Source organism: Allobosea sp. GW823-FHT01F03 (genome assembly GCF_058798075.1).
The window spans coordinates 4,307,510-4,330,422 of the sequence record NZ_CM179505.1 but is presented as its reverse complement, the minus strand read 5'-3'; the positions used below and the strand labels follow the sequence as shown (position 1 = coordinate 4,330,422).

The following is a 22,913-nucleotide window of genomic DNA, read 5'->3' as shown; positions in this document are numbered from 1 at the left end:
TGCCTGAAAGGACCCGCAATCATGGGTAACCATCTGTTCGATCTCATCCGGGCGCGGATTCCGGCGCCGGACGCCCGCTTTGCGCTGATCGATGACGGCCGGGTCTTCAGCTATGCCGACATGGTCGCGGCTTCCGGCCGCTATGCCGGGGCGCTCGTCGCCCTCGGCGTCAAGCCGGGCGACCGCGTCGCCGTCCAGGTCGAGAAGAGCATCGAGGCGTTGATGCTCTATCTCGGCGCGGTCCGCGCCGGTGCGATCTTCCTGCCGCTCAACACCGCCTATACCCCGGCCGAGATCGAGTACTTCCTCGGCGACGCCGAGCCGGCGGTCTTCGTCTGCGACCCCGCCAAGGCGCAGGCGCTGCGCCCCTATGCCGAAAAGGCCGGTGCGAAGCTGGAGACGCTCGGCGTCGGCACCGGCAGCCTGATCGAGAAGGCTGCGGCGGCCCCCGCCGACTTCGCCGATGTCGCGCGTGGCGCCGACGATCTCGCCGCCATCCTCTACACCTCGGGCACGACCGGTCGCTCCAAGGGGGCGATGCTCAGCCATGACAATCTCTCGTCGAACGCGCTGGCGCTGGTCGACTATTGGCGCTTCGGCAAGGAGGACGTGCTGCTGCACGCCTTGCCGATCTTCCACACGCACGGCCTGTTCGTCGCCACCAATACCGTGCTGTTCTCCGGCGCCTCGATGATCCTGCTGCCGAAATTCGATCCTGACCAGGTCTTCAAATACCTGCCGCAGGCGACCTGCATGATGGGCGTGCCGACCTTCTATGTCCGCCTGCTCCAGGATCAGAGGCTGACGCCCGCAGCGACCAAGCATATGCGCCTGTTCGTCTCCGGCTCGGCGCCGCTGCTCGCCGAGACCCATCGCGAATGGCGCGAACGTACCGGCCACGCCATTCTCGAGCGCTACGGCATGACCGAGACCAATATGAGCACCTCCAACCCCTATGCGGGCGACCGGGTCGCCGGCACGGTCGGCTTCCCGCTGCCGGGCGTCTCGGCCCGGGTGGTCGATCCGGAGACGGGCAAGGAACTCGCCCGCGACGAGATCGGCATGATCGAGGTCAAGGGCCCGAACGTCTTCAAGGGCTATTGGCGCAACCCCGAGAAGACCAAGGCCGAGTTCCGCGAGGACGGCTTCTTCATCACCGGCGACCTCGGCAAGATCGACCCTGCCGGCTATGTCCATATCGTCGGACGCGGCAAGGACCTGATCATCACCGGCGGCTACAATGTCTATCCGAAGGAAGTCGAGACCGAGATCGACGAGATGCCGGGCGTGATCGAGAGCGCCGTCATCGGCGTGCCGCATCCTGATTTCGGCGAGGGCGTGACGGCGGTGGTCGTCGCAAAGTCCGGTGCGGACATCACGGCGCAGGGCATCGCCAAGGCGCTGGAGCAGAGGCTGGCGAAGTTCAAGCAGCCCAAGCAGGTCTTCGTCGTCGCCGAACTGCCGCGCAACACCATGGGCAAGGTCCAGAAGAACCTGCTGCGCGACACCTACAAGGACATCTACGCCAAGTAGCTGAGAACGGGGAAAGTCCGGATCCAAGCCTGGTCATCCCGGGCGGAGAAGTCCGACCCGGGATCCATGCCGGAACGGTTCAGGCATGGATCCCGCATCGGTGCCGCTGGCGCGGCTCGTCCGGGATGACAAAAATTCTGTTCAGGCGCCCGCCGGCGCCGGACACCTGATCGCGATCGTCTCGCCATCGCTCGGGATACGCAGCCGCTTTGCCCCGATGCCGCGCGCCTCGGCCGCCCGGCGCAGGGTGGTGCGATCGACCGTCGCATGGTCCAGCGCCTCCATATGGGTCGCGATCACGATGGCTTCGGGGTGTGCTTCGCAAAGTTCCAGCGTCTGTTCCGCGTCCATCACGATCAGCGTGTCGTCCCATTGCGCGCCGCAGGAATGGGTGACGATCACGTCGGGGGCGGTCGTCGCGACGGCATCGCGCAAAGGCGGATAGAGCACGCTGTCGCCGCACCAATAGAGCGTCGGCTCGCCGGGCGCCTCGAAGACCAGCCCCATCACCGGCCCCATTTTTTCGACCACCGCACCGGTGCCGTGCTGGGCCGGCTGCCGGGTGATCACGATCGTGCCGAGCCGCAGGAAATGCTCGAGCGGCGTCACATTGACGAAGCCTGCCTGGCGGATCGCCGCCTCGTCGCCGGGCTGGCAGAGCAGCGGCAGCTCCTTCGGAATGCGCTCCTTCGCGACCGCGTCGAAATGGTCGGCATGCAGATGCGAAACGATGACCTGCTCGACCCCGGCAAGAATGCTCTCGATCGGCTCCGGAAGAGCGACCATCGGATTCTGTGAGCGGCCGGTGAAGGAAGGCCGGCTGTGCTTCGAGCCCAGATCCGGGTCGATCAGCAGCGTCCTGCCGGCATAGGTGAGCTTGAGCAGGGCGTTGCGCAGGAGCTGAAGCTGCATGGCGGTTCCTAGGCAGGTGGATCGGACCCCGCCGATCCTTCCGCCAAAGCCGCGCCGCGACCAGTTCCGATTTGTGAAGGAAACTGCATCGCGGCGTTAGGCTCGTTTCGGATTTCAACAGGCCCAGCATGGAGTGCTAGCCGCCGCTCAGGCCGCGAACTGCCCGTAAGGTACGCTGTTGCGGGCGCTGCGCAGGGCGCTCGCCCACCAGTGCAATTGCCCGAGCATCGTCGCCATCGCCCGTTCGGCCCGTTCCGCATCGGCGAGCCGGCCTGCCTCGTCGAACTGGTTCCAGGCATTGGCGAAGCAGACGCCGTCGCGGATCGTCGCGGCATGCAGCTCGGCGAAGACGAGCCGGAGCTGCTCGACGGCCCGCAAGCCTCCCGAGACACCGCCATAGGAGACGAAGGCGACCGGCTTGCCGCGCCATTCGGGGCCGGTATCGTCGATGATCGCCTTCAGCGGCGCCGGAAAGCTCCGGTTGTATTCCGGCGTCACCACGATGAAGGCATCGGCGCGGCCGAGCCTCGCCTTGACCTCGGCGAGGTCGTGCGCGGCCGGATCGACTGCTTCCACCGAGAATGGGCCTTCGCCCTCGACCTGCGCCAGAGTCCAGCCGGCGATCTTGTCGCAAAGGCGGCCTTCGCGGGAGCTGCCGTAGATCACGGCGAGGTGGATGGAGTGGGTGAGCCGGCGATGCATGGGAACGCTCCTTGGGCTGGTGAACCAGCGGAGCACACCGTATAAGACCTCAACTAAGGTTGAGGTCAAGCACCGTGGTCGCAAAGGCACGCAGGGTTTTCGCGGAGGATCTGAGCGTCGGCGAGGTGGCGCGGCGTAGCGGCCTTGCCGTCTCGGCCCTGCATTTCTACGAGGCGGAAGGGCTGATCCGCAGCCGCCGCAGTGCCGGCAACCAGCGCCGTTATGCGCGCGAGGTCCTGCGCCGGGTCGCCATCATCAAGGTCGCCCAGCGCACCGGCATTCCGCTCAAGACCATCCGCGAGGCCTTCCAGACCCTGCCGGCCGAACGCACCCCGACGGCCGAGGACTGGAGCCGACTCTCCGCGGCGTGGAAGCTCGAGCTGGAGCGTCGGATCGACCGCCTGACCCGGCTGCGCGACCATCTCACCGACTGCATCGGCTGCGGCTGCCTCTCGGTGAAGAGCTGTCCGCTCCACAATCCCTGGGACGAGCTCGGTCAGCAGGGGCCGGGGCCGCGCCTGCTCGATCCGGATTGAGATTGCTGCGGTGGCGCAGATGCCGTGCGTTACCGTCATGGTCGGGCTTGTCCCGACCATCCACGTCTGCATTTTTGCAATACGGCGTTCAGGACGTGGATGCTCGCCCCAAGGGCGAGCATGACGCGCTGGGGCAATGTCGCGCGGAGAGTCTGGGCATTTTACGCAGCGTCCCGGAAAGACGGGTTCACCCCGCCTTGTAGAGCTTTTCCAGCGGGAATTTCGCGACATCCGCCAGAAGTTCCACGAAGCCCTTCGCCTGGAACTCGGCCGTCGCCTTGCCCTTTTCGGCCGTCGCGAGGCTGGCATCGCCGACCGCGCCGGAGGGGTTCACGTCCTGCGCCATCCAGGCGAACGGGTGCGCACCGGTCGGACGCAGCCATTTGTAGTCCTCGGCCATGGCGACCGTCAGCGGCTCGAAGCGGCCGGCCTTGCTCATGTCGACGAGGTCCGGCCGGAAATGCAGCATCAGCGCGGTCTCGACATCGCCGCCATGGATGCCGTGCAGCGCGTCCAGCGGCGCGAACAGGCCCGGCGGCAGGCCGAAATTGCTCCAGGAGGTCGAGACCGCGAGCATGCCGTGGGCGACGCGCAGTTCGCGGGCGACGACCTTCATCGGGTCGACATTGCCGCCATGCGAGGTGACGAGAACGAGCTTGCGCAACCCGGCGCGCTTCACGCTCTCGCCGATCTCGATCCAGCTGCGGATCGCGCTTTCCCAGGAAAGGGTGAGCGTGCCCGGCGAGTGCAGGTGCTCGTTCGACTTGCAGATCGCCAGCGTCGGCAGCACGAGCACGTCGAGCCCGGCCGGGACCTGCGGCATCGACAGCGCCAGCATCGCGTTCATCACGGTGGTGTCGACCGAGACGGGCAGATGCGGACCATGCTGCTCGATCGCCGCCAGCGGCAGTACGGCAAGGGTGGTTTCGGGCGAGAGACCCTGGAAATCGGTGGTCTTCAGATCGCCCCAGAAGCGCGCGCTCATCTCGTCTGGTCCTCGCTAGGCCGGGTCAGGTCCCGTCGCTGTCTTCTACATTGCAAAGACCGCGCTGGAACCCGCCTTTGCGCCATGGCAGCGAGGCAGGGCGCGAAGGCTTAGCTGTGGATCGCGCCGGATCGGGCGCCGCCATGCATGGACAAGCGCTGCCGAAGCCGCTGACTGGCGCTTGTGCGCCGGCTGAGCCGGGGGCATTCTCCGCCGGTCGCAGCCCAGCGCTCGTGCATCGCCCACCGCGAGCCGCCACCATCAGTTGCGGAAGGGATTTCAGACATGACGATGAAGTATCGCCTCGATCGGCGCGCCGCGCTCGGTCTGCTCGGTGGTTCGGCCGCTTCGGTGCTGATCCCGGTTCCCGGCGCGCGCGTCAACGCGCAGACGCTCGACAAGGTCAGCTACCAGACCAATTGGCGCGCCCAGGGCGAGCATGGCGGCTTCTACCTCGCCGCCGCCAACGGCATCTACAAGAAGTACGGCCTCGACGTCGACATCCGCCCGGGTGGCCCGCAGCAGAACCCGACCCAGCTCCTGCTCGGCGGCCGCGTCGACATGATCATGGGCAATTCGCTGGAAGCGCTGCATTTCGCCAAGGAAGGCATTCCCTTCCTCTGCATCGCCTCGATCTTCCAGAAGGACCCGCAGGTCCTGATCTCGCATCCCGGCCAGGGCAATGATTCGCTTGCGGCCCTGAAGGACAAGCCGATCCTGATCGGCGCGCAGGGCCGGGTCGCTTTCTGGCCCTTCCTCAAGCTGAAATTCGGCTATCGCGACGAGCAGGTGCGGCCGTACACCTTCAACATGGCGCCTTTCCTGGCGGATAAGCGGCTTTCACAGCAGGGTTTCCTCTCCTCCGAGCCCTTCGCCATCCGCAAGGCCGGGGTCGAGCCGGTGGTGCATCTCCTCGCCGATGCCGGCTTCGAGAACTACAATACCACCATCACCATCTCGAAGAAGATGGTCGACGAGAAGAAGGATCTGGTCCAGCGCTTCGTCACCGCCTCGCTCGAGGGCTGGGCCGAGTATCTGAAGGGCGGACCGGGCATCGCCGCGGCCAATGCCCGGATCCTGAAGGACAATCCGGATATCGACCAGGAGAAGCTCGACTACGCCCTCAAGGCGATGACCGAGAACGGCATCGTCCTCTCCGGCGACGCGCTCACTCTGGGCATCGGTGCCATGACCGATGCGCGCTGGGAGCGCTTCTACAACAGCATGACGCAGGCCGGGGTCATTCCGGCCGGCGTCGATTTCCGCAAGGCCTACAGCCTGGAATTCGTCAACAAGGGCGTCGGCAAGGCCTGATCGTCGCGACCGCCCGGTTCCGCCGCCATCGGCCATCGCCGGCGGATGTGCGGGGAACCCTCCTGGGGATGGGTAGCCCGGAATGACCGCAGCGCGCTTTGCGCCGCGGCCCATCCGGGTTATCGCCATTCCAGACAAGCCCTAAGCGATTGGACCATCAGGCTTTGGACACGGCCTATCTGAGCACATCCCCGGCGACATCGGCGAGCGGCACGAGCCCGCTGGTCAGCGTCCGCCGGGTCTCGAAGCAGTTCGCCAACGGCACGCTCGCCGTGCGCGATGTCGATCTCGACCTCGGCGCCGGCGAGTTCATCAGCCTGCTCGGCCCCTCCGGCTGCGGCAAGTCGACCTTGCTGCGCATGATCGCCGGCCTCGCCAGCCCCAGCACGGGCGCGATCGAATGGCGTGGCGCCGGACAGGACGGCGCAGCGGGCGCGCGGCCCGATCTCGGCTTCGTCTTCCAGGACCCGACGCTGATGCCCTGGGCCAACGCTCTGGCCAATGTCATGCTGCCGCTCAAGCTCAAGCATGTTCCCAGGCGCGAGGCGGCCGAGCGTGCCGCCGAGATGCTGGCTCTGGTCGGCCTCAAGGGCTTCGAGAACTCCTATCCGCGCGAGCTCTCCGGCGGCATGAAGATGCGCGTTTCGATCGCCCGTGCGCTGGTGATGCGGCCGAAGATCCTGCTGATGGACGAGCCCTTCGCCGCGCTCGACGAGATCACCCGCCACCGCCTGAACGACGACTTGCTCCAGCTCTGGTGGAAGGAGCGCTTCACCGCGGTGTTCGTCACCCATTCGGTATTCGAGTCGGTCTACCTCTCGCAGCGCATCGTCGTGATGGCGGCGCGCCCCGGCCGGGTCATGGCCGATTTCGCGGTCGACGCGCCTTATCCGCGCGACGATCTGTTCCGTACCTCCGCCGACTATGCCAGCCTCTGCAGGCTCGCTTCCGGCCGGCTCAAGGAGGCCATCGGCTCATGAGCGCCCCCGCCACAGCCACAGCCTCCCCGGCCCATGACGGCACCGATGCCGAGGCCCGCCCGGTCCTCGATCGGGAGCCGCATCTCTTCGGCCTGCCGGCCAGCGCCTGGCCGCGCCTGCTGGCGCCGCTCTGCATCGGCGCCCTGGCGCTCGGGCTCTGGGAGTTTCTCGTCCGCTGGAACGAGGTGCCGTCCTATGTCCTGCCCGGGCCGCTGCTGATCGGGCAGACGCTGGTCGAGGACTGGGCGACGCTTTCCGGCTCGCTCTGGATCACCTTGCGCATCACCTTCATGGCGCTGGCGGCGGCGGTGTTCTTCGGCGTCACGCTCGCCGTGCTGTTCACCCAGTCGAAATGGCTGGAAATGGCGCTCTTGCCCTATGCGGTGATCCTGCAGGTGACGCCGATCGTCGCGATCGCGCCGCTGATCATCATCTGGGCCGGCGATATCGATCTTTCGCTCTTGATCTGCGCCTGGATCGTCGCCTTCTTCCCGATTCTCTCCAACACCATCCTCGGGCTGAACTCGGCCGACCACAATCTCGTCGACTATTTCAAGCTGCATGGCGCCACGCGCTGGCAGACGCTGCGCTATCTCAAGCTGCCGGCGGCCCTGCCGTATTTCCTCGCCGGGTTGAAGATCTCGGGCGGGCTGGCGCTGATCGGCGCGGTCGTCGCCGAATTCGTCGCCGGCACCGGCGGCAGCGCTTCGGGGCTGGCCTATCGCATCCTGGAGTCCGGCTACCAGCTCAAGATCCCGCGGGTCTTCGCGGCGCTGATCATGATCTCGCTGACGGGCGTCGCGATCTTCCTGGCGACGAGCTGGATCTCGCATCTCCTGCTGCGGCGCTGGCACGAGAGCGCACTGAAGCGCGAGAACTGAAAGATGGGAACGGTCGGCTCAGGCGAAGAAACGCAGCCTTTCCTCGACCGGCAGCGAGCCGATCGCCCGCAGATCCGCCTCGGAATAGCTGATCTCGAGGCGCGCCGAGCTGCTCGGCGGCACGGCGGGAAACGCCTCCGCGGGCGCGCCGATATCGCTGAAGACGATGTCCTCGTCGACCATGGAACGGCCGGCCAACCGGCGTAGGCGCTGCCTGCCGGGCTGCGGCCCGTCCTGTGCCAGCGGTGCGCGCCTTTGCGTGTCGACTTCGACGATGTCGATATCGCCGGGATCGGTGAGCGGTTGGCGCAGTTGCAGCGGGGGGCGCGGCTCCGGGATTTCCACGATCACGGCGGCTGGCGTGGCCTCGAGCGGAACGGCCGTGCCCTCGACCAGGGCGCGCAGGCTGGAATCGAGCATGGCGACGGTGGCGGTCATCTTCTCGATCTGGTCCGCCGCCGCTTCGACGGTCGCCGTGGCGCCGTGGATCTCGGCGGCGCGACGGTCGAGCTTGTCGCAGATATCGGGGGCTGCGCCGCTCTCGCGCAGCGTCCAGGCCGCTTCCTGAATGGCTTCGGCGGCGCCGATGATACCGGAGGCGGCCTCCTGGATCCGGCCGGACAGCCGCGACGGGGCCGCGCTGCCGACGCGTTCGAGATCCTCGCGCAGTTCCGCGATCGCGCGCGCCGCATCCGGAAAGCCGAGATTGGCTTCGAGCACGGCAGAAGGGGCAACCAGGAGCCGTTCGAGCCGGCCAATGGCCGAGAGCACCATTTCGGTGTCGGACTGGCGGTTGCGCTTGGCGTATTCCGCGAGGAACCAGCGGCCGCGCCCGGTTTCCATGACCGCGGCCGAGATGGCTTCATAGTCCACCTCGCTCAGAGGCGTCAGCGAACGCGCATCGCTCATGGCAAGGCTGCTCTCCACGGGCTGGTCAAATCGAGTCGAGCCGATCGAAGATGGCCATCCGGCAATCTGCTGGTGATTCTTTAAGAAATCGCTGCCACGGCCATGTCCTCCTCGCCATATTCCGGGTTCGGTTCCGGGCGCTGGCTTGCTGCGCGCCTCTCCCTGATGCACGGGCTGAACTTCGTCGGCATCGGCTTCTATCTGCCGTTCTTCCCGGTCTGGCTCGGCGCGAAGGGGCTGAGCGATGTCGAGATCGGCTATGTCCTCGCCGTTCCCATCCTGGTGCGCGTCCTGGCGGCGTCGTGGATCACCGGCCTTGCCGACCGGCGCATCCCCCCGGTTCTGCTGCTGGCGCTGCTGAACGCCTGTGCCGCAGCGGCCTATTACACGCTGTCGAGGCTCGAAGGGCTGGTTCCGATCGCGCTCGTGACCACGCTCGCCGCGGTCGCGCTCTCGGGCGTCGTGCCGCTCGCCGACATCCTGACCACGACCCAGGTCCGCGCCGGCCGCCTGCGCGACTATGGTCGGGTCCGCCTCTGGGGCTCGGTCACCTTCGTGCTCGGCAATCTCGCCGGAGGCTATCTCGTGGCGCGCCATGGTGCCTGGCCGATACCGCTCGTTCTCGCGGGCTGCAGCCTGATGGCGGCGCTGGCGGCCTTGCAGGCTCCGCCGCCCCCGGCGGCGGCGGCCGAGGCGAGCGGGCGGGATATGCCCATCCGCGGCTTCTCGACCAGTTTCTGGCTGGCCATCATGGCCGCGGCCTGCGTCAACGCCACCCATGCCGCGCTCTATGCCTTCGGCTCGCTGCACTGGCGCAGTCTCGGCTTCAGCGACGAGCGCATCGGCTTTCTCTGGGCCATCGCGGTGGTCGCCGAGATCGGCGTCTTCCTCTTCGCCGGTGGCATTGCCGCCCGTGGCGTCGGCGGACTGCGCTGGACCGTCATCGCCGCCATGGCAGCAGCGCTCCGCTTTGGTCTGATGGCCTTAGACCCCGGTTTCGCCTTCACCATCGGGCTCCAGCTCCTGCACGGCGTCAGCTTCGCCTGCGCGCATCTGGGCGCGCTCGCCGCGGTCTCGGCCTTGGCTCCGGAGGCGCGCCGGGCGGCGGCGCAAGGGCGTCTCGTGGCGGTCGGCGCGCTGGCGATGGGAACCCTGACCGTGCTCGCCGGCTATCTCTACCGGCTTCTTGGCCCTGGCGTCTTCCTGGCCATGGTTCCGGTCGCGCTGGTCGGCGCCGGGCTCGCGGCGCTTGCCATTGCGGGGTTGCGCGGCGATACAGGCCGGGGGGCGACAGATTCGATCGCAAGAGGCCGGTAAACCCTCATGACCGCCGTCGACGACGCTGAACCGCAAGCGGTCTATCGCGATGAGGGCGGAGTCCTGGCTGTCGCGCTCACCGGCAATTGGAGCGCCGATCGCGCCCCGCGTCTGGAGGCGCTCACCGCGGAGATCGGCGAGCGCGTTGCAGCGGTCCGGCAGGCGCGGCTCGATCTCTCGGCTATTTCCCGCCTCGATACGCTCGGCGCCTACCTCCTCGCCCGCCTCAAGGATGTCGGCGAGACCAGTGGCGCCAAGGTCGAGCTCGCCAGCCGCCGCCCCGAGCACGGCGTGTTGCTCGGCGAGGTCGCTCCGCGCTCCTCCGACTACAAGCCGCCGGGTAAGCCGATCGGGCTCGTCACCGTCCTCGTCAATGTCGGCAAGGCCATCACCAATTTCGGCCGTGACCTGGTCGGAGGCGCCGTTTTTCTCGGCGAGGTGATGATCGCCTGCGGCGGGGCGTTGTTCGGACCGCGCAAGTTTCGCGGCCCGTCCCTGATCAACCAGATCGAGCTGATCGCCTTCAGCGGCGCGCCGATCATCATCCTGATCTCGTTCCTGGTCGGCTGTATCGTCGCGCAGCAGGGCATCTTCCAGCTGCAGCAGTTCGGCGCCGCGGCCTTCGTGGTCAACCTGACCGGCATCCTGATCCTGCGCGAGCTTGCCGTGCTCCTGACCTCGATCATGGTCGCCGGGCGCTCCGGCTCGGCCTTCACCGCCGAGATCGGCTCGATGAAGATGCGCGAGGAGATCGACGCGCTGCGGGTGATGGGGCTCGAGCCGATCGAGGTCCTGGTCGTGCCGCGCATCCTGGCGCTGATGATCTCGCTGCCGATCCTGACCTTCATCTCCGCGATGGCGGGGCTGGTCGGTGCCGGGCTCGTCGCCTGGCTCTATGGCGGCATCGGCCCCGATACCTTCCTCGCCAGGCTGAAATCGGTGATCACCTGGCAGCATTTCGCTGTCGGCCTCATCAAGGCGCCGTTCATGGCCTTCGTCATCGGCCTGATCGCCTCGATCGAAGGGCTCGCCGTGAAGGGCTCGGCCGAATCGCTCGGGCGCCAGGTCACGGCCTCGGTGGTGAAGGCGATCTTCATGGTCATCGTCGTCGACGGGCTCTTCGCCATGTTCTTCGCCTCGATCAGTTTCTGAAGGGCAGGGCGATGGCGGAGCAGGGGGATCTGGCAATGCCGATGGCCGCGAGGGAGCCTGCCTCTGCCGGCGCCGGCGAGGCCGTCATTCGCGTGCGCAATCTGAAGGTCGCGTTCGGCGAGAAGGTCATCATGGATGGCTTGAACCTCGAGGTGATGCGCGGCGAGATTCTCGGCTTTGTCGGCGGTTCCGGGCAGGGCAAATCGGTGCTGACGCGCACCATTCTCGGTCTCGTCGGCAAGCAGCGCGGGACGATCGAGGTCTTCGGCGAGGATGTCGACCGGCTCGACGCACGTGGCCGCCGGACGCTCGAGCGGCGCTTCGGCGTGATGTTCCAGCATGGTGCGCTGTTCTCGGCACTGAGCGTCAAGCAGAACATCCAGCTGCCGATGCGGGAATATCTCAAGCTTTCGCCGAAGCTGCTCGGCGAGCTCGCCATGCTCAAGATCGAGATGGTCGGCCTGCCGCCGGACGCCGCCGACAAGACGCCCTCGGAGCTCTCCGGCGGCATGATCAAACGGGCCGCACTCGCCCGCGCGCTCGCCCTCGACCCCGAGATCGTCTTCCTCGACGAGCCGACATCCGGGCTCGACCCGATCGGCGCCGCCGATTTCGACGAACTGATCATGACGCTGAAGCAGACTTTGGGACTGACCGTGTTCATGGTAACGCATGATTTGGACAGTCTCTTCGTTGCGTGCGACAGAATAGCCGCCCTGGCGGATAAGCGTGTCATCGCGGTCGGTTCGCTCGCTGACATGCTGGCCTGCGACCATCCCTGGCTGAAAGCCTATTTCGGCGGCGAGCGGGCCCGGGCCCGATTGCCGCAAGACAGTATGAGGACCTGACGGAGCAACATGGAGTCTCGCGCCAACTATGCTCTGGTCGGTCTTTTCACGCTCGCGGTGATCGCGGCGATGTTCGGCTTCGTCTATTGGTTCGGCAGCGGCGGCTCCGGCCGCAAGCAGGACGTCCGGGTGATCTTCACGGGGTCGGTGACCGGGCTGGCGCGCGGCTCGAGCGTGCTCTTCAACGGCCTGCGCGTCGGCGAGGTCAAGCAGATCGGGCTCCAGCCTGACGATCCCAGTCGCATCTACGGGGTGATCGAGGTCGAGAACACGACTCCGCTGCGGATAGACACGCGCGCCCGCATCGAGGCGCAGGGCTTGGCCGGCGTGGTCGCGCTGCAATTGATCGGTGGCCAGCAGGACGCGCCGGTCCTCCAGGCGAAGCAGGGCGAGGCGCTGCCGACGATCTACGCCGACCGCTCGGAGTTCCAGGACATCATCGAATCCGTGCGCAATGTCGCGCAGAAGGCGGACGAGGTGCTCGGCAGCCTCGACGGCCTGATCAAGGAAAACGCCGGTTCGATCACCGCGACCGTCCGCAATGTCGAGAGGTTCTCGGCCGCGCTCGGCAACAATGCGGACGGCATCGACAAGCTGATGGCGAGCTTCGGGCAGATCGCCGAGACGATCTCGCCGCTGACCCAGAAGCTCGGCGTGCTCAGCGAGGAGCTGACCTTGGTCGTCCGCTCGGTCGACGAGCAGAAGATCTCCAACATCATCGGCAATATCGACAAGTTCACCGCGGCGCTCGGCGGCTCCAGCAACGACGTCTCGAAGGTGGTCAGCGACGTCGCCTCGATCACCGAGAAGCTCAACCGCGCCGCCGATCAGGTCGAGGGCGTGCTGAAGGCGGCGCAGTCCTTCCTGAATGCGGAAGACGGGCAGGGCGCCCTCGCCGAGGTTGGCAATGCCGCGAAGTCGATTCGCGTCCTCGCCGACAATCTCGATAAGCGGACGGCGGAGATCACCACCGGGATCAACCGCTTCACCGGTCCCGGCCTGCGCGATCTCGAATCGCTGGCCGCCGACGGCAAGCGGACTTTGGCCGATGTGAATCGAACTTTGCGCAGCTTCGAGCGTAATCCCCAGCAGTTCATCTTCGGCGGCCGCCCGCCGCTTCCCCAATACGGTGGATCGCGCTAGTTCGATGCTGATGCCCAGCCCGCTTTCGTCGCTTTCCGTTCGCGCGCGTGCCGCCTCCGGCGCGATCGCGATCGCCTTGCTGCTGACCGGCTGCGGTGGTGGCCCGACACCGACGACCTTCGACCTCTCGGCCCCACGCGATTTCGGCCGGGTCGGAGGCTCTCAGGCCGCCCTCGTCGTCGCCGAGCCGACGACGGTGCTGGCACTCGATTCCGATCGGCTGATCGTCAGGGATTCGGCCGGCGCGCTCTCCTTCCTCGGCAGCGCGCAATGGGCCGACCGCGTGCCGCGCCTGGTCCAGACCCGGCTGATCCAGACCTTCGAGAACGGCAGCCGGATCGCTGCGGTCAGCCGGCCGGGCGAGCGCATGGTGCCCGACGTCCAGCTCAACACCGACATCCGCAGCTTCAACATCGATGCCGCGAGCGGCCAGGCCGTGGTCGAGATCACCGCCAAGCTGGTCGGCGACCGCACCGGCAAGATCCAGCGGGCCAAGCTGTTCTCGGCGCGGGTGCCGGCCGGCACGGCCGACGGGGCTGCCGCGGCCCATGCGCTCGACAAGGCGCTGTCGCAGGTGCTGATCGAGATCGTGCGCTGGGCCGGCCGCGGCTGACACCGATGCGTGGGGCGGCACCTGTCGTCTTGCCCGAGGCCCTGCACGAGACGCTCGCCGCCGCCGCCGGCATCATGGCCGTCGCACGGGAGCCGTGGTGGGTCATCGCCAGCGCAGCCATCGCCTTGCATGGCGGGCGCGTGAGCGACGTCGCCGACGTCGATATCCTGGCCAGCGTCGCGGATGCGAGGCGCGTCGCGCGCCAGCTCGGTCTTGAACTGCGTGCTCCCGCGCCGCATCCCCGGTTCCGCTCCGAGGTCTATCTCTCCTGGGGCGGTGCTCCGCTTCCCGTCGAGTTCATGGCCGGCTTCGCGGTCCGCTCCGGAGATGCCTGGCGCGAGATCGTTCCCGCGACGCGGCAGGTCGTCCGGGTCGGCGGCGTCGCGCTCCCTGTTCCCGAACGCGAGGAGCTGCGCGCGATCGTCGAGAGCTTCGGGCGGGCCAAGGACCTGCGGCGCGCCGACCTCCTGCCGCGAGATTGAGCGCGAAGCGGGTATCGGTTCGTGTGAGGAAAAGGCCACAAACCGAAAAAGACGATTGAACAACAAGGAGATAGAGCATTTCCACGACCCGCGATCGCGGAAATTCTCTAGGTGCCGCAGAAAGTCGCCAGAACGCGCTCATGGACGGCTGGCGGCAAAGCATAGCTCTCGCGCCCCGGCTGCTCCTCATAGGGCTTCGCCAGCACGGAAAGCAGTTCCTCGAAGGGGGCGAGGTCGTCCCGTTCCTCGGCTGCCTGGATCACCGCTTCGATACGGTGGTTGCGCGGGATGAAGAGCGGGTTGACGGAGCGCATCGCCGCCCGACGCGCCTCGGCCTCGGCCGCGAGCGCCTCCTTCTGCAGCCGCTGGCGCCAGCGGCTTTCCCAGCCATCGAATTCGGCGGGGTTCTCGAACAGGTCGCGGCAGGCCTCGCCATCGGCGGGAGAGGTGCTGTCCTGGCCAAGCCGTCGGAAGGTCAGGGTGAAGTCGGCCTTGCCGCGCTGCATCGTTTCCAGCAGCGTCCTGATCAGCTCGATGTCCTCGGGCTCTTCCGTGGCGAGGCCGAGCTTGCGGCGGAAGCCGGCGACGAGCCCGCTCTGGAACAGGGGCTCGAAGCAGTCGAGCGCCGCCTGCGCGATCGGAATCGCCCGATCGACATCCTCGGCCAGCAGGGGCAGCAGCGCCTCGGCGAGGCGGGTCAGGTTCCAGCGCGCGATCGCCGACTGGTTGCCATAGGCGTAGCGGCCATGCTCGTCGATCGAGCTGAACACCGTGCCGGCATCATAGCTGTCCATGAAGGCGCACGGCCCGTAATCGATGGTCTCGCCGGCGATCGACATGTTGTCGGTGTTCATGACGCCGTGGATGAAGCCGATCAGCAGCCATTGCCCGACGAGCGCGGCCTGCGCCGCGATGACGGCCTCGAGCAGACGGAGATAGGGCGCCTCGCTGCCGGCGCAATCCGGATAGTGCCGGGCGATCGCGTGGTCTGCGAGCACGCGCAGGCCCTCGACATCGCCGCGCGCCGCGAAGAACTGGAAGGTGCCGATCCTGATATGGCTGGCGGCGACGCGCGTCAGGATGGCGCCGGGCAGGGGACGCTCCCGTCTGACCCAATCCCCCGTCCGCACTGCCGCGAGCGCCCGCGTCGTCGGAATGCCGAGTGCCGCCATCGCCTCGCCGACGATGTATTCGCGCAGAACCGGCCCGAGTGCGGCCCGGCCGTCTCCCCGGCGCGAGAACGGGGTCGGGCCCGCGCCCTTGAGCTGGATGTCGCGACGGCGGCCCGCGCGGTCGACCACCTCGCCGAGCAGGATGGCGCGGCCGTCGCCGAGTTGCGGGTTGAAGCCACCGAACTGGTGTCCGGCATAGGCGGTCGCGATCGGCATCGCCCCCTCGACGAGGCTGTTGCCAGCCAGCATCGCAACGCCCTGTGGGCTGCTCAGCCAGGCGGGATCGAGGCCGAGCTCCGTTGCCAGCGTCTCGTTGAGCTTGATGAGGCGTGGCGCGCTGACTGCCGTCGGCTCGACCGACGCGAAAAAGCGTGGGGGAAGCCGCGCATAGGAGTTGTCGAAAGCGATCCTGCTCATTGCTCGTAGATAGTCCGGGCTGTCGGCTTCGCAAAGGGATGGCGCCCGCGCGCTGCCAGCGCCCGCCGCCGACAAGAAAAAGGCCGCCTTGCGGGCGGCCTCTTCATTCTGTCGTCTCAGGCGCGCGCCTTACTCGAAGCGCCCGCTGGCATGGGCCAGCATGGTGTAGACCTTGCCGGTTTCCGAGGTCAGGTAGGTTTTGGCCACCATCGAGTCGCGGTCATCCTTGGCCGCCTCGCCGAGCAGGCGCTCGAACTCCTCGATATAGCGGTCGACGGTCTCCTTGAACTCGGCGTCGCGGCGGTATTTGCGCCGGATCTCGTCGAAGGTCTGCTGGCCCTGCAAGGTGTAGAGCCGGCGCGTGAAGACGTTGCGCTCGCCGCGCTTGTAGCGGTCCCAGAGCTCGACGGCGGCGTCATGGTCGATCATCCGGGCGATGTCGACCGAGAGCGAATCGAGCTTCTCGATGCTGTGGGCGGTCGGCTTGGGCGTCTCCGGCGCGCGGTCGTCGCGCGAGGCCCGGTTGAGCAGATCGGAGAGCCAGCCGGACTTGGCCGGAGCCGGCTCCGGCTGCCGGCGCGCCGCTTCCGTGCGCGCCACTTCCTGGCGGACCGGCTCGGCCGCCGGGCTGCGCGCCGGCTCCGGCCGCGCCGGTTCCGGCGTCGGGTCGATCGAGGCGCGCAGCGGCTCCATCAGGGCCGGCATGCGCGGGCTCGGTACCGTCGCCACGACCTGCGCGGGAGCACTCGCGGCACTGGCCGCGGCACGGCGGCCGGCGGCATCGCTCGACGGGCGCGCGACGTCGCTGCTGCGGCCCGACCGGGTCACGATCTCGGTCAGCTCGTTCAGCGCCTTGATCTGGTCGGCGACGACGCGGCGCATGGCGGCGGTCGATTCCTGCGTCTCGCGCGGCAGATCGAGCACGCCGCGCTTCAGCTCGGAACGCGTCGCTTCCAGCTCCTGCTGGATCTCGGCCGACATGGTGCGCATGTCCTCGGCCGCACTCTGGAAGCGCTCGGTGACCTTGGCGATCTCCGCGCCGACTTCGTTGACGACCTGCTCATAGGAGGCACGCAGCGCCTGGGTGATGCGCTCGCGCTCGCGGCCGCTGGCGGCGCGGATCGTGTCGAACTGCGCGGTGATCGCATTGGTCGTCGTCTCGGCGGATTCGCTGAGGACGCCGCCGATCTGGCGGGTACGCGTCTCGGCTGCGCTGAGCGACTCGTCGAGCGTCGACGAGAAGGAGCGGGTGATCTGCTCGATGTCGTCGGTGCGCGTGGCGATCAGGCCGTGCAGATGCTCGAGCGCCTCCTTGCGGTCGGCCAGCGCATTGCCGACGCGGGCTTCGACCTGCTCGAGCCGGGCCGCGACCGCGTTCAGTGCCGCGGCATTGGTCTGCGTCGCCTCGGTCATCGAGGAGCCCTGCTCGTCGATCCTGGAGATCAGCCCCGCGGTCTCGCGCAGCGTGCCTTCCGAGAAGCCCTTCAGCGCCTCGATCTGGCCCGCGACCTGCATCGAGGCGCGGCCGGTCTCCTCGACCACGCTCGAGAGCACGTTCTGCAGCTCCTCGACGCGGCCGGACAGGCTACCCTCGATCGCGACGAGGTTCTTGTTCGCGCCGGTGACGATCTGCTGCATCAGCTTGTTCGCCTCGCCGAGGCGGCCGAGCATGCCGCCGAGCTCGCCGCGCAGCTGCTCATTGGTCTTGAGCAGGGCCTCGACCGACTGGCTGGTGCCGCTTTCGAGCGTCTCGCGCAGCTGGCTGGAGGCCGTCTCGAGCGCGCCGGCGATGTCGGCACCGCGCTCGCGCAGCCCTTCGATGATCGAGCTGCCGCGGCTGGTGAGGGTCCGCACCACCGCTTCGCCGACATTGGCGACCTCGCTGGCGATCGCTTCGCCCTTCTGGCTGAGCGCCTCGATCATGCCGCCGCCGGTCTGGGCGAACAGCGCGCGCAGTTCCTCGGTCCGGGCACCGAGCGTCGCGGCGAGCTCGCCGGACTTGGTGTCCAGGGTCTGCGCGATCTGGATGCCGCGCTGGTCGAGGGTGCTGATCACGCTGCCGCCGCGCTCGTCGAGCAGCGTCCGCAGCTCTTCGGTGCTGGCGCCGAGCGCCGCGGCGAGCGCGTCCGATTTCGACTGCAGGGTGTGGGCGATCATCGCGCCGCGCTGGCCGAGCGCGCTGATCATGCCATTGCCCTTCTCGTCGAACAGGGCGCGCAGCTGCGCGTCGCTGGCGCCCAGCGTCGTGGTGAACTCGTCCGACTTGCTCTGCAAGGTAAGGGCGATCTGCGAGCCGTACTCGCCGAGCGTGCTGATCATGCCGCCGCCCTTGTCGTCGAACAGGGCGCGCAGCTGCGCGTCGCTGGCGCCGAGCGCCGCGGCGATCTCGTCCGACTTGCTCTGCAAGGTGAGGGCGATCTGCGAGCCGTGCTGGTCGAGCGTGCTGATCATGCCGCCGCCCTTCTCGTCGAACAGGGCGCGCAGCTGCTCGCTGCTGGCGCCGAGCGCCGCAGCGATCTCGTCCGACTTGCTCTGCAAGGTGAGGGCGATCTGCGAGCCGTGCTGGTCGAGCGTGCTGATCATGCCGCCGCCCTTGTCGTCGAACAAGGCGCGCAGCTCTTCGGCGCGGGCGCCGAGGGTGAGCGAGATCGCGTCCGAGGTGCCCTGGAGGCGCTCGGCGATTTCGGTGCCGCGCGAATCCAGCGTGCCGGAGACGGTGTCGAGCCGGTTGACCACGCGCTCCTCGAAGCGCGCCACGCTCTGGTCGAGCGTGTCGGCGATCTGGAGGGCACGCCCACCGAGCGTCGCGTTGATGCTGTCGGCCTTGTCGGCGAGGGTGCGCGTCAGCGCCTCGCTCTTCGACGTCACGACCTCGCCGATCTCGTCGGCCTTGGCGGCCAGGGCGCGGGTGACCTCGCGGCCGCCCTCGGCCATGACGCGAGCGATATCGACGGTGCGCTCGACCAGCGCCTCGTTGAGGGCGGTGGCGCGCGAGCCGAGATTGCCGTCGATGCGGGCGATCAGGCTGTCGAGCGAGCCGGCGATCTCGGCGCTCTTGGCGCTGGAGCGCTCCTCGAAGACGCGGATCTGGTTCTCCATCGCCGCGGCCGCTTCCTGCGTCCGCGTGCTCATGATCTCGGCTGCGTGCTGCGAGCGCTCGCCGATGCGTTCGGCCAGGGCCTGCCCTTCCTCGCCGAGCAGCTTCTCGACCTGGTTGAGGCGCAGCGTGACCGCGTCGGTGAAGGAGCGCGCATCGTTGCCGATCTTCGAGGCGAGCGTGCCGCCGCGGGTGACCACGATTTCCTCGAGCGCGCCGAGGCGGGCGCTGATCGAAGCCTCGATCTCCCGGCCCTGGACGTCGAACAGGCGGGTGAAGGCGTCATGGCGCCCGGCCAGCAGCTCGTTCAGCGTCTGCGAGCGCACATCGACCGAGCGCATCAGCGACTCGGCATTGGCGGCCAGAGCCTCGTTGACGCGTCCGCCCTGCTGGGTGAGCGCGATCACAACCTCCTTGCCGGTCGCGGCGAGCATGCCGCTCGCCTGGTCGGCCTGGGTGGTGAAGGTCTCGCGCAGCGCGATCGTCGCGTCGCTGACGCGGTCGGCGACATGGCGGCCATCGACATTGATCGTCTCTGCGAGCTTGCGGGCCGCCTCGCCGAGGCGCTCGGCGAGATGCTCGCCCTGTTCGCCGAGCAGGCCATGGACCTCGCGGCCGGTGGCGCTGAGGTCGGCGAGCAGCTTCTCGCGCTGCGAGCCGATCAGGCCGTGGACTTCCTGTCCGGTCGCGGCGAGGCCGGCGATGATGCTCTCGCGCTGGCTGCCGAGCGCGCCGGCGACCTCGTCGCCGGTCTGCGACAGGCGGACGATGAAGGCGGCCTGCTGGTCGTCGAACACCGCGCGAGCGCTGTCGCTCGCGGCGTTGATGCGGGCTGCGATCGCCTCGCCCTGGTCGCCGAGGCGATCATGCAGCGACTGGCCGGCACTGGCGAGCTGGCTGATCAGCGCGCCGCTGCGCTCGGCGAGGAGGCCGTGCACGGAGCGGCCGACATCGGCGACGCGGGTGACGAGCGCCTGGCTCTGGCCGGAGAGCAGCTCCTGCATGTCCTGGCCGGTGGCGATGACGCGGCCGCTCAGGGCCTCGCTCTCCGCGATCAAGAGGTTGCGCACGCCCGAGCCGGCCTCTGCCAGCTGCAGGATGAGGTTCTCGCGCTGCTCGCCGATCGCGGCCTGCACGTCGGCGCCGACCTCGGAGAGGCGCGCCACCAGGCTCTCGCCGCGCTCGCCGAGCGCGCTCTGGACCTCGCGGCCGACATCCGACAGACGCGACACCAGTCCGCCGCCGCGCTCGTCGATTGCGGTTTCGACTTCGCGGGTGACGTCGGCGAGGCGGGTGACCAGACCGTCGCCGCGAGCGCCGATGGCGTTCTCGACGTCGCGGGTCACGTCGGCGAGCCGGGCGACGAGGCCGTCGCCGCGCGCACCGATGGAATTCTCGACGTCGCGGGTGACTTCGGCGAGGCGCGCGACCAGGCCTTCGCCGCGGACGCCGAGGGCGTTCTCGACCTCGCGCGAGGCGTCGGCGAGGCGGGCGATCAGCCCGTCGCCGCGGGCACCGATCGTGTCCTCGACCTCGCGGGCGACGTTGGCGAGGCTGCTGACCAGCCCACCGCCGCGCTGATCGATGGCCGCCTCGACGTCGCGGGTGACTTCGGCGAGCCGGGCGACCAGACCGTCGCCGCGGGCGCCGATCGTGTCCTCGACCTCGCGCGTGACGTTGGCGAGGCTGCTGACCAGCCCGCCGCCGCGCTGATCGATGGCCGCCTCGACCTCGCGGGTGACCTCGGCCAGGCGCAGGACCAGACCGTCGCCGCGGGCGCCGATCGCCTCTTCGACCTCGCGGGTGACGTTCGCGAAGCGCGCGACCAAGCCGTCTCCGCGCTCGCCGAGAGCCTCCTGCATGCCCTTGCCGACCTCGGTCAGGCGCTCGATCAGCGTGTCGCCCTGGCTGCCGATGGCACCGCGGACGTCATGGCCGATATCGGAGAGGCGGGTGACCAGGCTGCCGGCCTCTTCTGAGAACAGGCTGTGCACGGTCGCGCCGACGGCGGAGATGCGGGCGGTCAATTCCTCGCCGCGCTCGCCGATCAGCGTGTTCAGTCCCTTTCCGGCTTCGTCGAAGCGCAGGATGATCGAGTCGCTCTGCTCGCGCAGCAGGCCGTCGACGGTCTGCACCGTCTCGGTCAGCCGCTCGACCAGCGTCTCGCCCTGCTTGCCGAGCAGGCTGTGGACGGTGTCGCCGGCCTCCTGGATGCGGGAGGCGACGAGTTCGTTCTGCTTGCTGAGCAGCACGTGCACGCCGCGGCCGACCTCGGCCAGGCGGGTGGTGACGCTCTCGCCCTCGTCGGAGATGGTGGTGCGCAGCGTCTCGCCGGTCTCGGCCAGGCGCGCGGTCAGGTTGCTGCTCTGCTCCTCGATCAGCCCGACCAGGGTGCGGCCGCTGTGCTCGAAGCGTTCGGCCACGGTGGTGCCGCGCTGGGAGATCTCCTGCGCCAGCGTCTCGCCGGTGCTGCGCAGCGTCTCGTTGACCGTCTCGGCCCGGTTGGCGAGCGTCTCGGCGACCTGCGCGCCGGTCTCGCTGATCGCGCGGGTGACGTCGCGGGCGCCGGCGGTGAGGCCCTCGGTCAGGACCGAGCCGGTGCGTTCGAGCGAGCTTGCGATTTCCTGGACCCGGCTGTCGATCAGACCGGTGATGCTGTGGCTGGCGCCGGTCAGGCGCTCGCCGACTTCGCCCGATGTGACCTGCAGGCGCTCGACCAGTTCGTTGCCGCGTCCGCTGATCTCGTCGACCATGCGCTCGCCGGCGCGACCGAGCGCGAGGGTGATCTGGTCGCCCTTGTCGCTCAGCGTCACGGTGACGCGTTCGCCCGCCTGGGCGACCGCCTCGGCGATCGAACGGCTGGCGGTTTCGAGGTCCTTGCTGATGTTCTCATGGGCGCCGCTGATGGCGAACTTGACCCGCTCGGCATTGCCGACGACGGATTCGCGCTGCGTCACCAATTCGTCGATCAGCGAGCGCAGCCGGATCTCGTTGTCGGCATAGGCGCGCTCCAGCGTCGCGATCTCGCCGCGGACAATGGTCTCGAGCTCGCCGGCCCGCGCCACGGCGCGTTCGATGCCGTCGCCCATCGCCGCGACCTCGCGGCGGATGGTCTGGCTCAGCGAGAGCACGGAATCGGTGGCGACGATCTCGGGCTCGGCCAGGCGCAGCGCGACCTCGGTCATCGCGCGCGAGACCAGGCGCATCTCCTGGGTGCGGCGATAGAGCGCCGCCAGAACGAAGAAGAACACGACCGGTGCGCCGGCGCCCAGCGTGAGCAGGGCCCATTGGCCCGGGCCGAAGGCGACGATGCCGGGCGGCAGGCCCTCGGCGAAGGAGCCGTAGCGGCTGACCAGGGTGAAGCCGACGCCGCCGAGCCAGGCCAGGGTCGCGAGGGCGGCGAACCAGTAGGGCTTGGCGGAGGGGCGGGCGGAGAAGGCCTGGACGAGGGAGCTGGAATCGCGGCGGTCGTCATTGGCGACGCGGCTGGTGTCGGGGGCGATGGCCGGGCGCGGCGGTGTCGCGGGCTCGGCCGCTTCCGGCTTCGGCGGAGCGGATTCGACGCGCGGCAGCTCGACCTTGAGGTCGCCGCCGGTAGCAGCGGGCAGCTTCAGCTCGGGATCGCCGGTTGAGTTGTCGCCCTTGGGCTGGTCCAGCCTCAGCGCTTCCTCGATCGCCGACATCGCGGCTTCGGTCGGATCCTGGAGCTTGTTCTGCCGGGTCATGAATGCCGCCTCGCTACGCTACTGGCGATGGGCGCGTCGTCCCGCGCCGCGCGACGGAAGAACGGCCGCCTCAAGCCGAGATTCCGCAAGCGACACGACGCCCATCGTTTACTGGCTCGAAGCGTAGTTGAGGCAGGCGGTGAATGAAACCTGTTTCCCCCGCCGATTCACAAACGTCGTTAACGCCTCATTCAC

General features: G+C 68.3%; 17 protein-coding genes. 11 read left to right on the top strand and 6 right to left on the bottom strand.

Annotation, left to right across the window (positions count from 1 at the left end; translation table 11 throughout):
* Positions 1–21: 21 nt before the first annotated feature.
* Positions 22–1,533 (top strand): malonate--CoA ligase, encoded by a 1,512-nt coding sequence (locus AC3RCC_RS20770; protein WP_291634096.1) that lies wholly within the window; start codon positions 22–24, stop codon positions 1,531–1,533.
* Between the two features lie 141 nt (positions 1,534–1,674).
* Here the strand turns inward: AC3RCC_RS20770 and AC3RCC_RS20765 are convergent, their stop codons facing one another.
* Together AC3RCC_RS20765 and AC3RCC_RS20760 are read right to left on the bottom strand one after the other, a co-directional pair.
* Positions 1,675–2,445, bottom strand: coding sequence for an MBL fold metallo-hydrolase (locus AC3RCC_RS20765; RefSeq protein WP_492256456.1), 771 nt, complete (start codon positions 2,443–2,445; stop codon positions 1,675–1,677).
* A gap of 147 nt (positions 2,446–2,592) precedes the next feature.
* Positions 2,593–3,147, bottom strand: a complete 555-nt coding sequence (locus AC3RCC_RS20760; protein ID WP_291649950.1) for an NADPH-dependent FMN reductase — start codon at positions 3,145–3,147, stop codon at positions 2,593–2,595.
* Between the two features lie 74 nt (positions 3,148–3,221).
* On the opposite strand from AC3RCC_RS20760, the gene soxR reads away from it, so the two are divergent.
* Positions 3,222–3,683, top strand: coding sequence for a redox-sensitive transcriptional activator SoxR (soxR, locus tag AC3RCC_RS20755; RefSeq protein WP_291634102.1), 462 nt, complete (start codon positions 3,222–3,224; stop codon positions 3,681–3,683).
* Positions 3,684–3,870: 187 nt separating this feature from the next.
* Here the strand turns inward: soxR and AC3RCC_RS20750 are convergent, their stop codons facing one another.
* Positions 3,871–4,668 carry a creatininase family protein gene (locus AC3RCC_RS20750; protein ID WP_291634104.1) on the bottom strand — a complete coding sequence of 266 codons (798 nt, stop codon included), beginning with the start codon at positions 4,666–4,668 and terminating at the stop codon, positions 3,871–3,873.
* Positions 4,669–4,953: 285 nt separating this feature from the next.
* Between AC3RCC_RS20750 and AC3RCC_RS20745 the strand changes: the two genes are divergently transcribed.
* From AC3RCC_RS20745 to AC3RCC_RS20735, 3 genes are all read left to right on the top strand, one after another.
* Positions 4,954–5,982 carry an ABC transporter substrate-binding protein gene (locus AC3RCC_RS20745; RefSeq protein ID WP_291634106.1) on the top strand — a complete coding sequence of 343 codons (1,029 nt, stop codon included), beginning with the start codon at positions 4,954–4,956 and terminating at the stop codon, positions 5,980–5,982.
* A gap of 164 nt (positions 5,983–6,146) precedes the next feature.
* Positions 6,147–6,962, top strand: coding sequence for an ABC transporter ATP-binding protein (locus AC3RCC_RS20740; RefSeq protein WP_291634108.1), 816 nt, complete (start codon positions 6,147–6,149; stop codon positions 6,960–6,962).
* Entirely contained in the window at positions 6,959–7,843 is an 885-nt protein-coding gene (locus AC3RCC_RS20735) for an ABC transporter permease (protein WP_291634110.1), read from the top strand. Before AC3RCC_RS20740 ends, AC3RCC_RS20735 begins: the two co-directional genes overlap by 4 nt.
* 18 nt (positions 7,844–7,861) lie before the next feature.
* Here the strand turns inward: AC3RCC_RS20735 and AC3RCC_RS20730 are convergent, their stop codons facing one another.
* On the bottom strand, positions 7,862–8,923 hold the full coding sequence (locus tag AC3RCC_RS20730) for a hypothetical protein (RefSeq protein WP_492256455.1): 1,062 nt from the start codon (positions 8,921–8,923) through the stop codon (positions 7,862–7,864).
* On the opposite strand from AC3RCC_RS20730, the gene AC3RCC_RS20725 reads away from it, so the two are divergent.
* Genes AC3RCC_RS20725 through AC3RCC_RS20700 form a run of 6 tightly spaced genes read left to right on the top strand, consistent with a single transcriptional unit; the run spans position 8,918 to position 14,307 of the window.
* Positions 8,918–10,069 carry an MFS transporter gene (locus AC3RCC_RS20725; RefSeq protein WP_492256454.1) on the top strand — a complete coding sequence of 384 codons (1,152 nt, stop codon included), beginning with the start codon at positions 8,918–8,920 and terminating at the stop codon, positions 10,067–10,069. The genes AC3RCC_RS20730 and AC3RCC_RS20725 overlap by 6 nt on opposite strands.
* Before the next feature lie 6 nt (positions 10,070–10,075).
* A complete protein-coding gene (locus AC3RCC_RS20720) occupies positions 10,076–11,221 on the top strand; it encodes an MlaE family lipid ABC transporter permease subunit (protein WP_492256453.1) in 1,146 nt (381 codons plus the stop codon).
* Between the two features lie 35 nt (positions 11,222–11,256).
* The gene (locus AC3RCC_RS20715; protein WP_492256452.1) at positions 11,257–12,069 is read left to right on the top strand and encodes an ABC transporter ATP-binding protein; all 813 of its coding nucleotides are present in this window, start codon (positions 11,257–11,259) and stop codon (positions 12,067–12,069) included.
* 9 nt (positions 12,070–12,078) lie between these two features.
* On the top strand, positions 12,079–13,212 hold the full coding sequence (locus tag AC3RCC_RS20710; RefSeq protein WP_291634121.1) for an MlaD family protein: 1,134 nt from the start codon (positions 12,079–12,081) through the stop codon (positions 13,210–13,212).
* A gap of 4 nt (positions 13,213–13,216) precedes the next feature.
* Positions 13,217–13,825 carry an ABC-type transport auxiliary lipoprotein family protein gene (locus AC3RCC_RS20705; RefSeq protein ID WP_492256451.1) on the top strand — a complete coding sequence of 203 codons (609 nt, stop codon included), beginning with the start codon at positions 13,217–13,219 and terminating at the stop codon, positions 13,823–13,825.
* A gap of 5 nt (positions 13,826–13,830) precedes the next feature.
* Positions 13,831–14,307 (top strand): hypothetical protein, encoded by a 477-nt coding sequence (locus tag AC3RCC_RS20700; protein ID WP_492256450.1) that lies wholly within the window; start codon positions 13,831–13,833, stop codon positions 14,305–14,307.
* A gap of 107 nt (positions 14,308–14,414) precedes the next feature.
* Here the strand turns inward: AC3RCC_RS20700 and AC3RCC_RS20695 are convergent, their stop codons facing one another.
* Both AC3RCC_RS20695 and AC3RCC_RS20690 read right to left on the bottom strand, forming a co-directional pair.
* Positions 14,415–15,896, bottom strand: coding sequence for a protein adenylyltransferase SelO (locus AC3RCC_RS20695; protein WP_492256449.1), 1,482 nt, complete (start codon positions 15,894–15,896; stop codon positions 14,415–14,417).
* 129 nt (positions 15,897–16,025) lie between these two features.
* On the bottom strand, positions 16,026–22,718 hold the full coding sequence (locus tag AC3RCC_RS20690; RefSeq protein ID WP_492256448.1) for an apolipoprotein A-IV repeat region-like domain-containing protein: 6,693 nt from the start codon (positions 22,716–22,718) through the stop codon (positions 16,026–16,028).
* Positions 22,719–22,913: the final 195 nt, after the last annotated feature.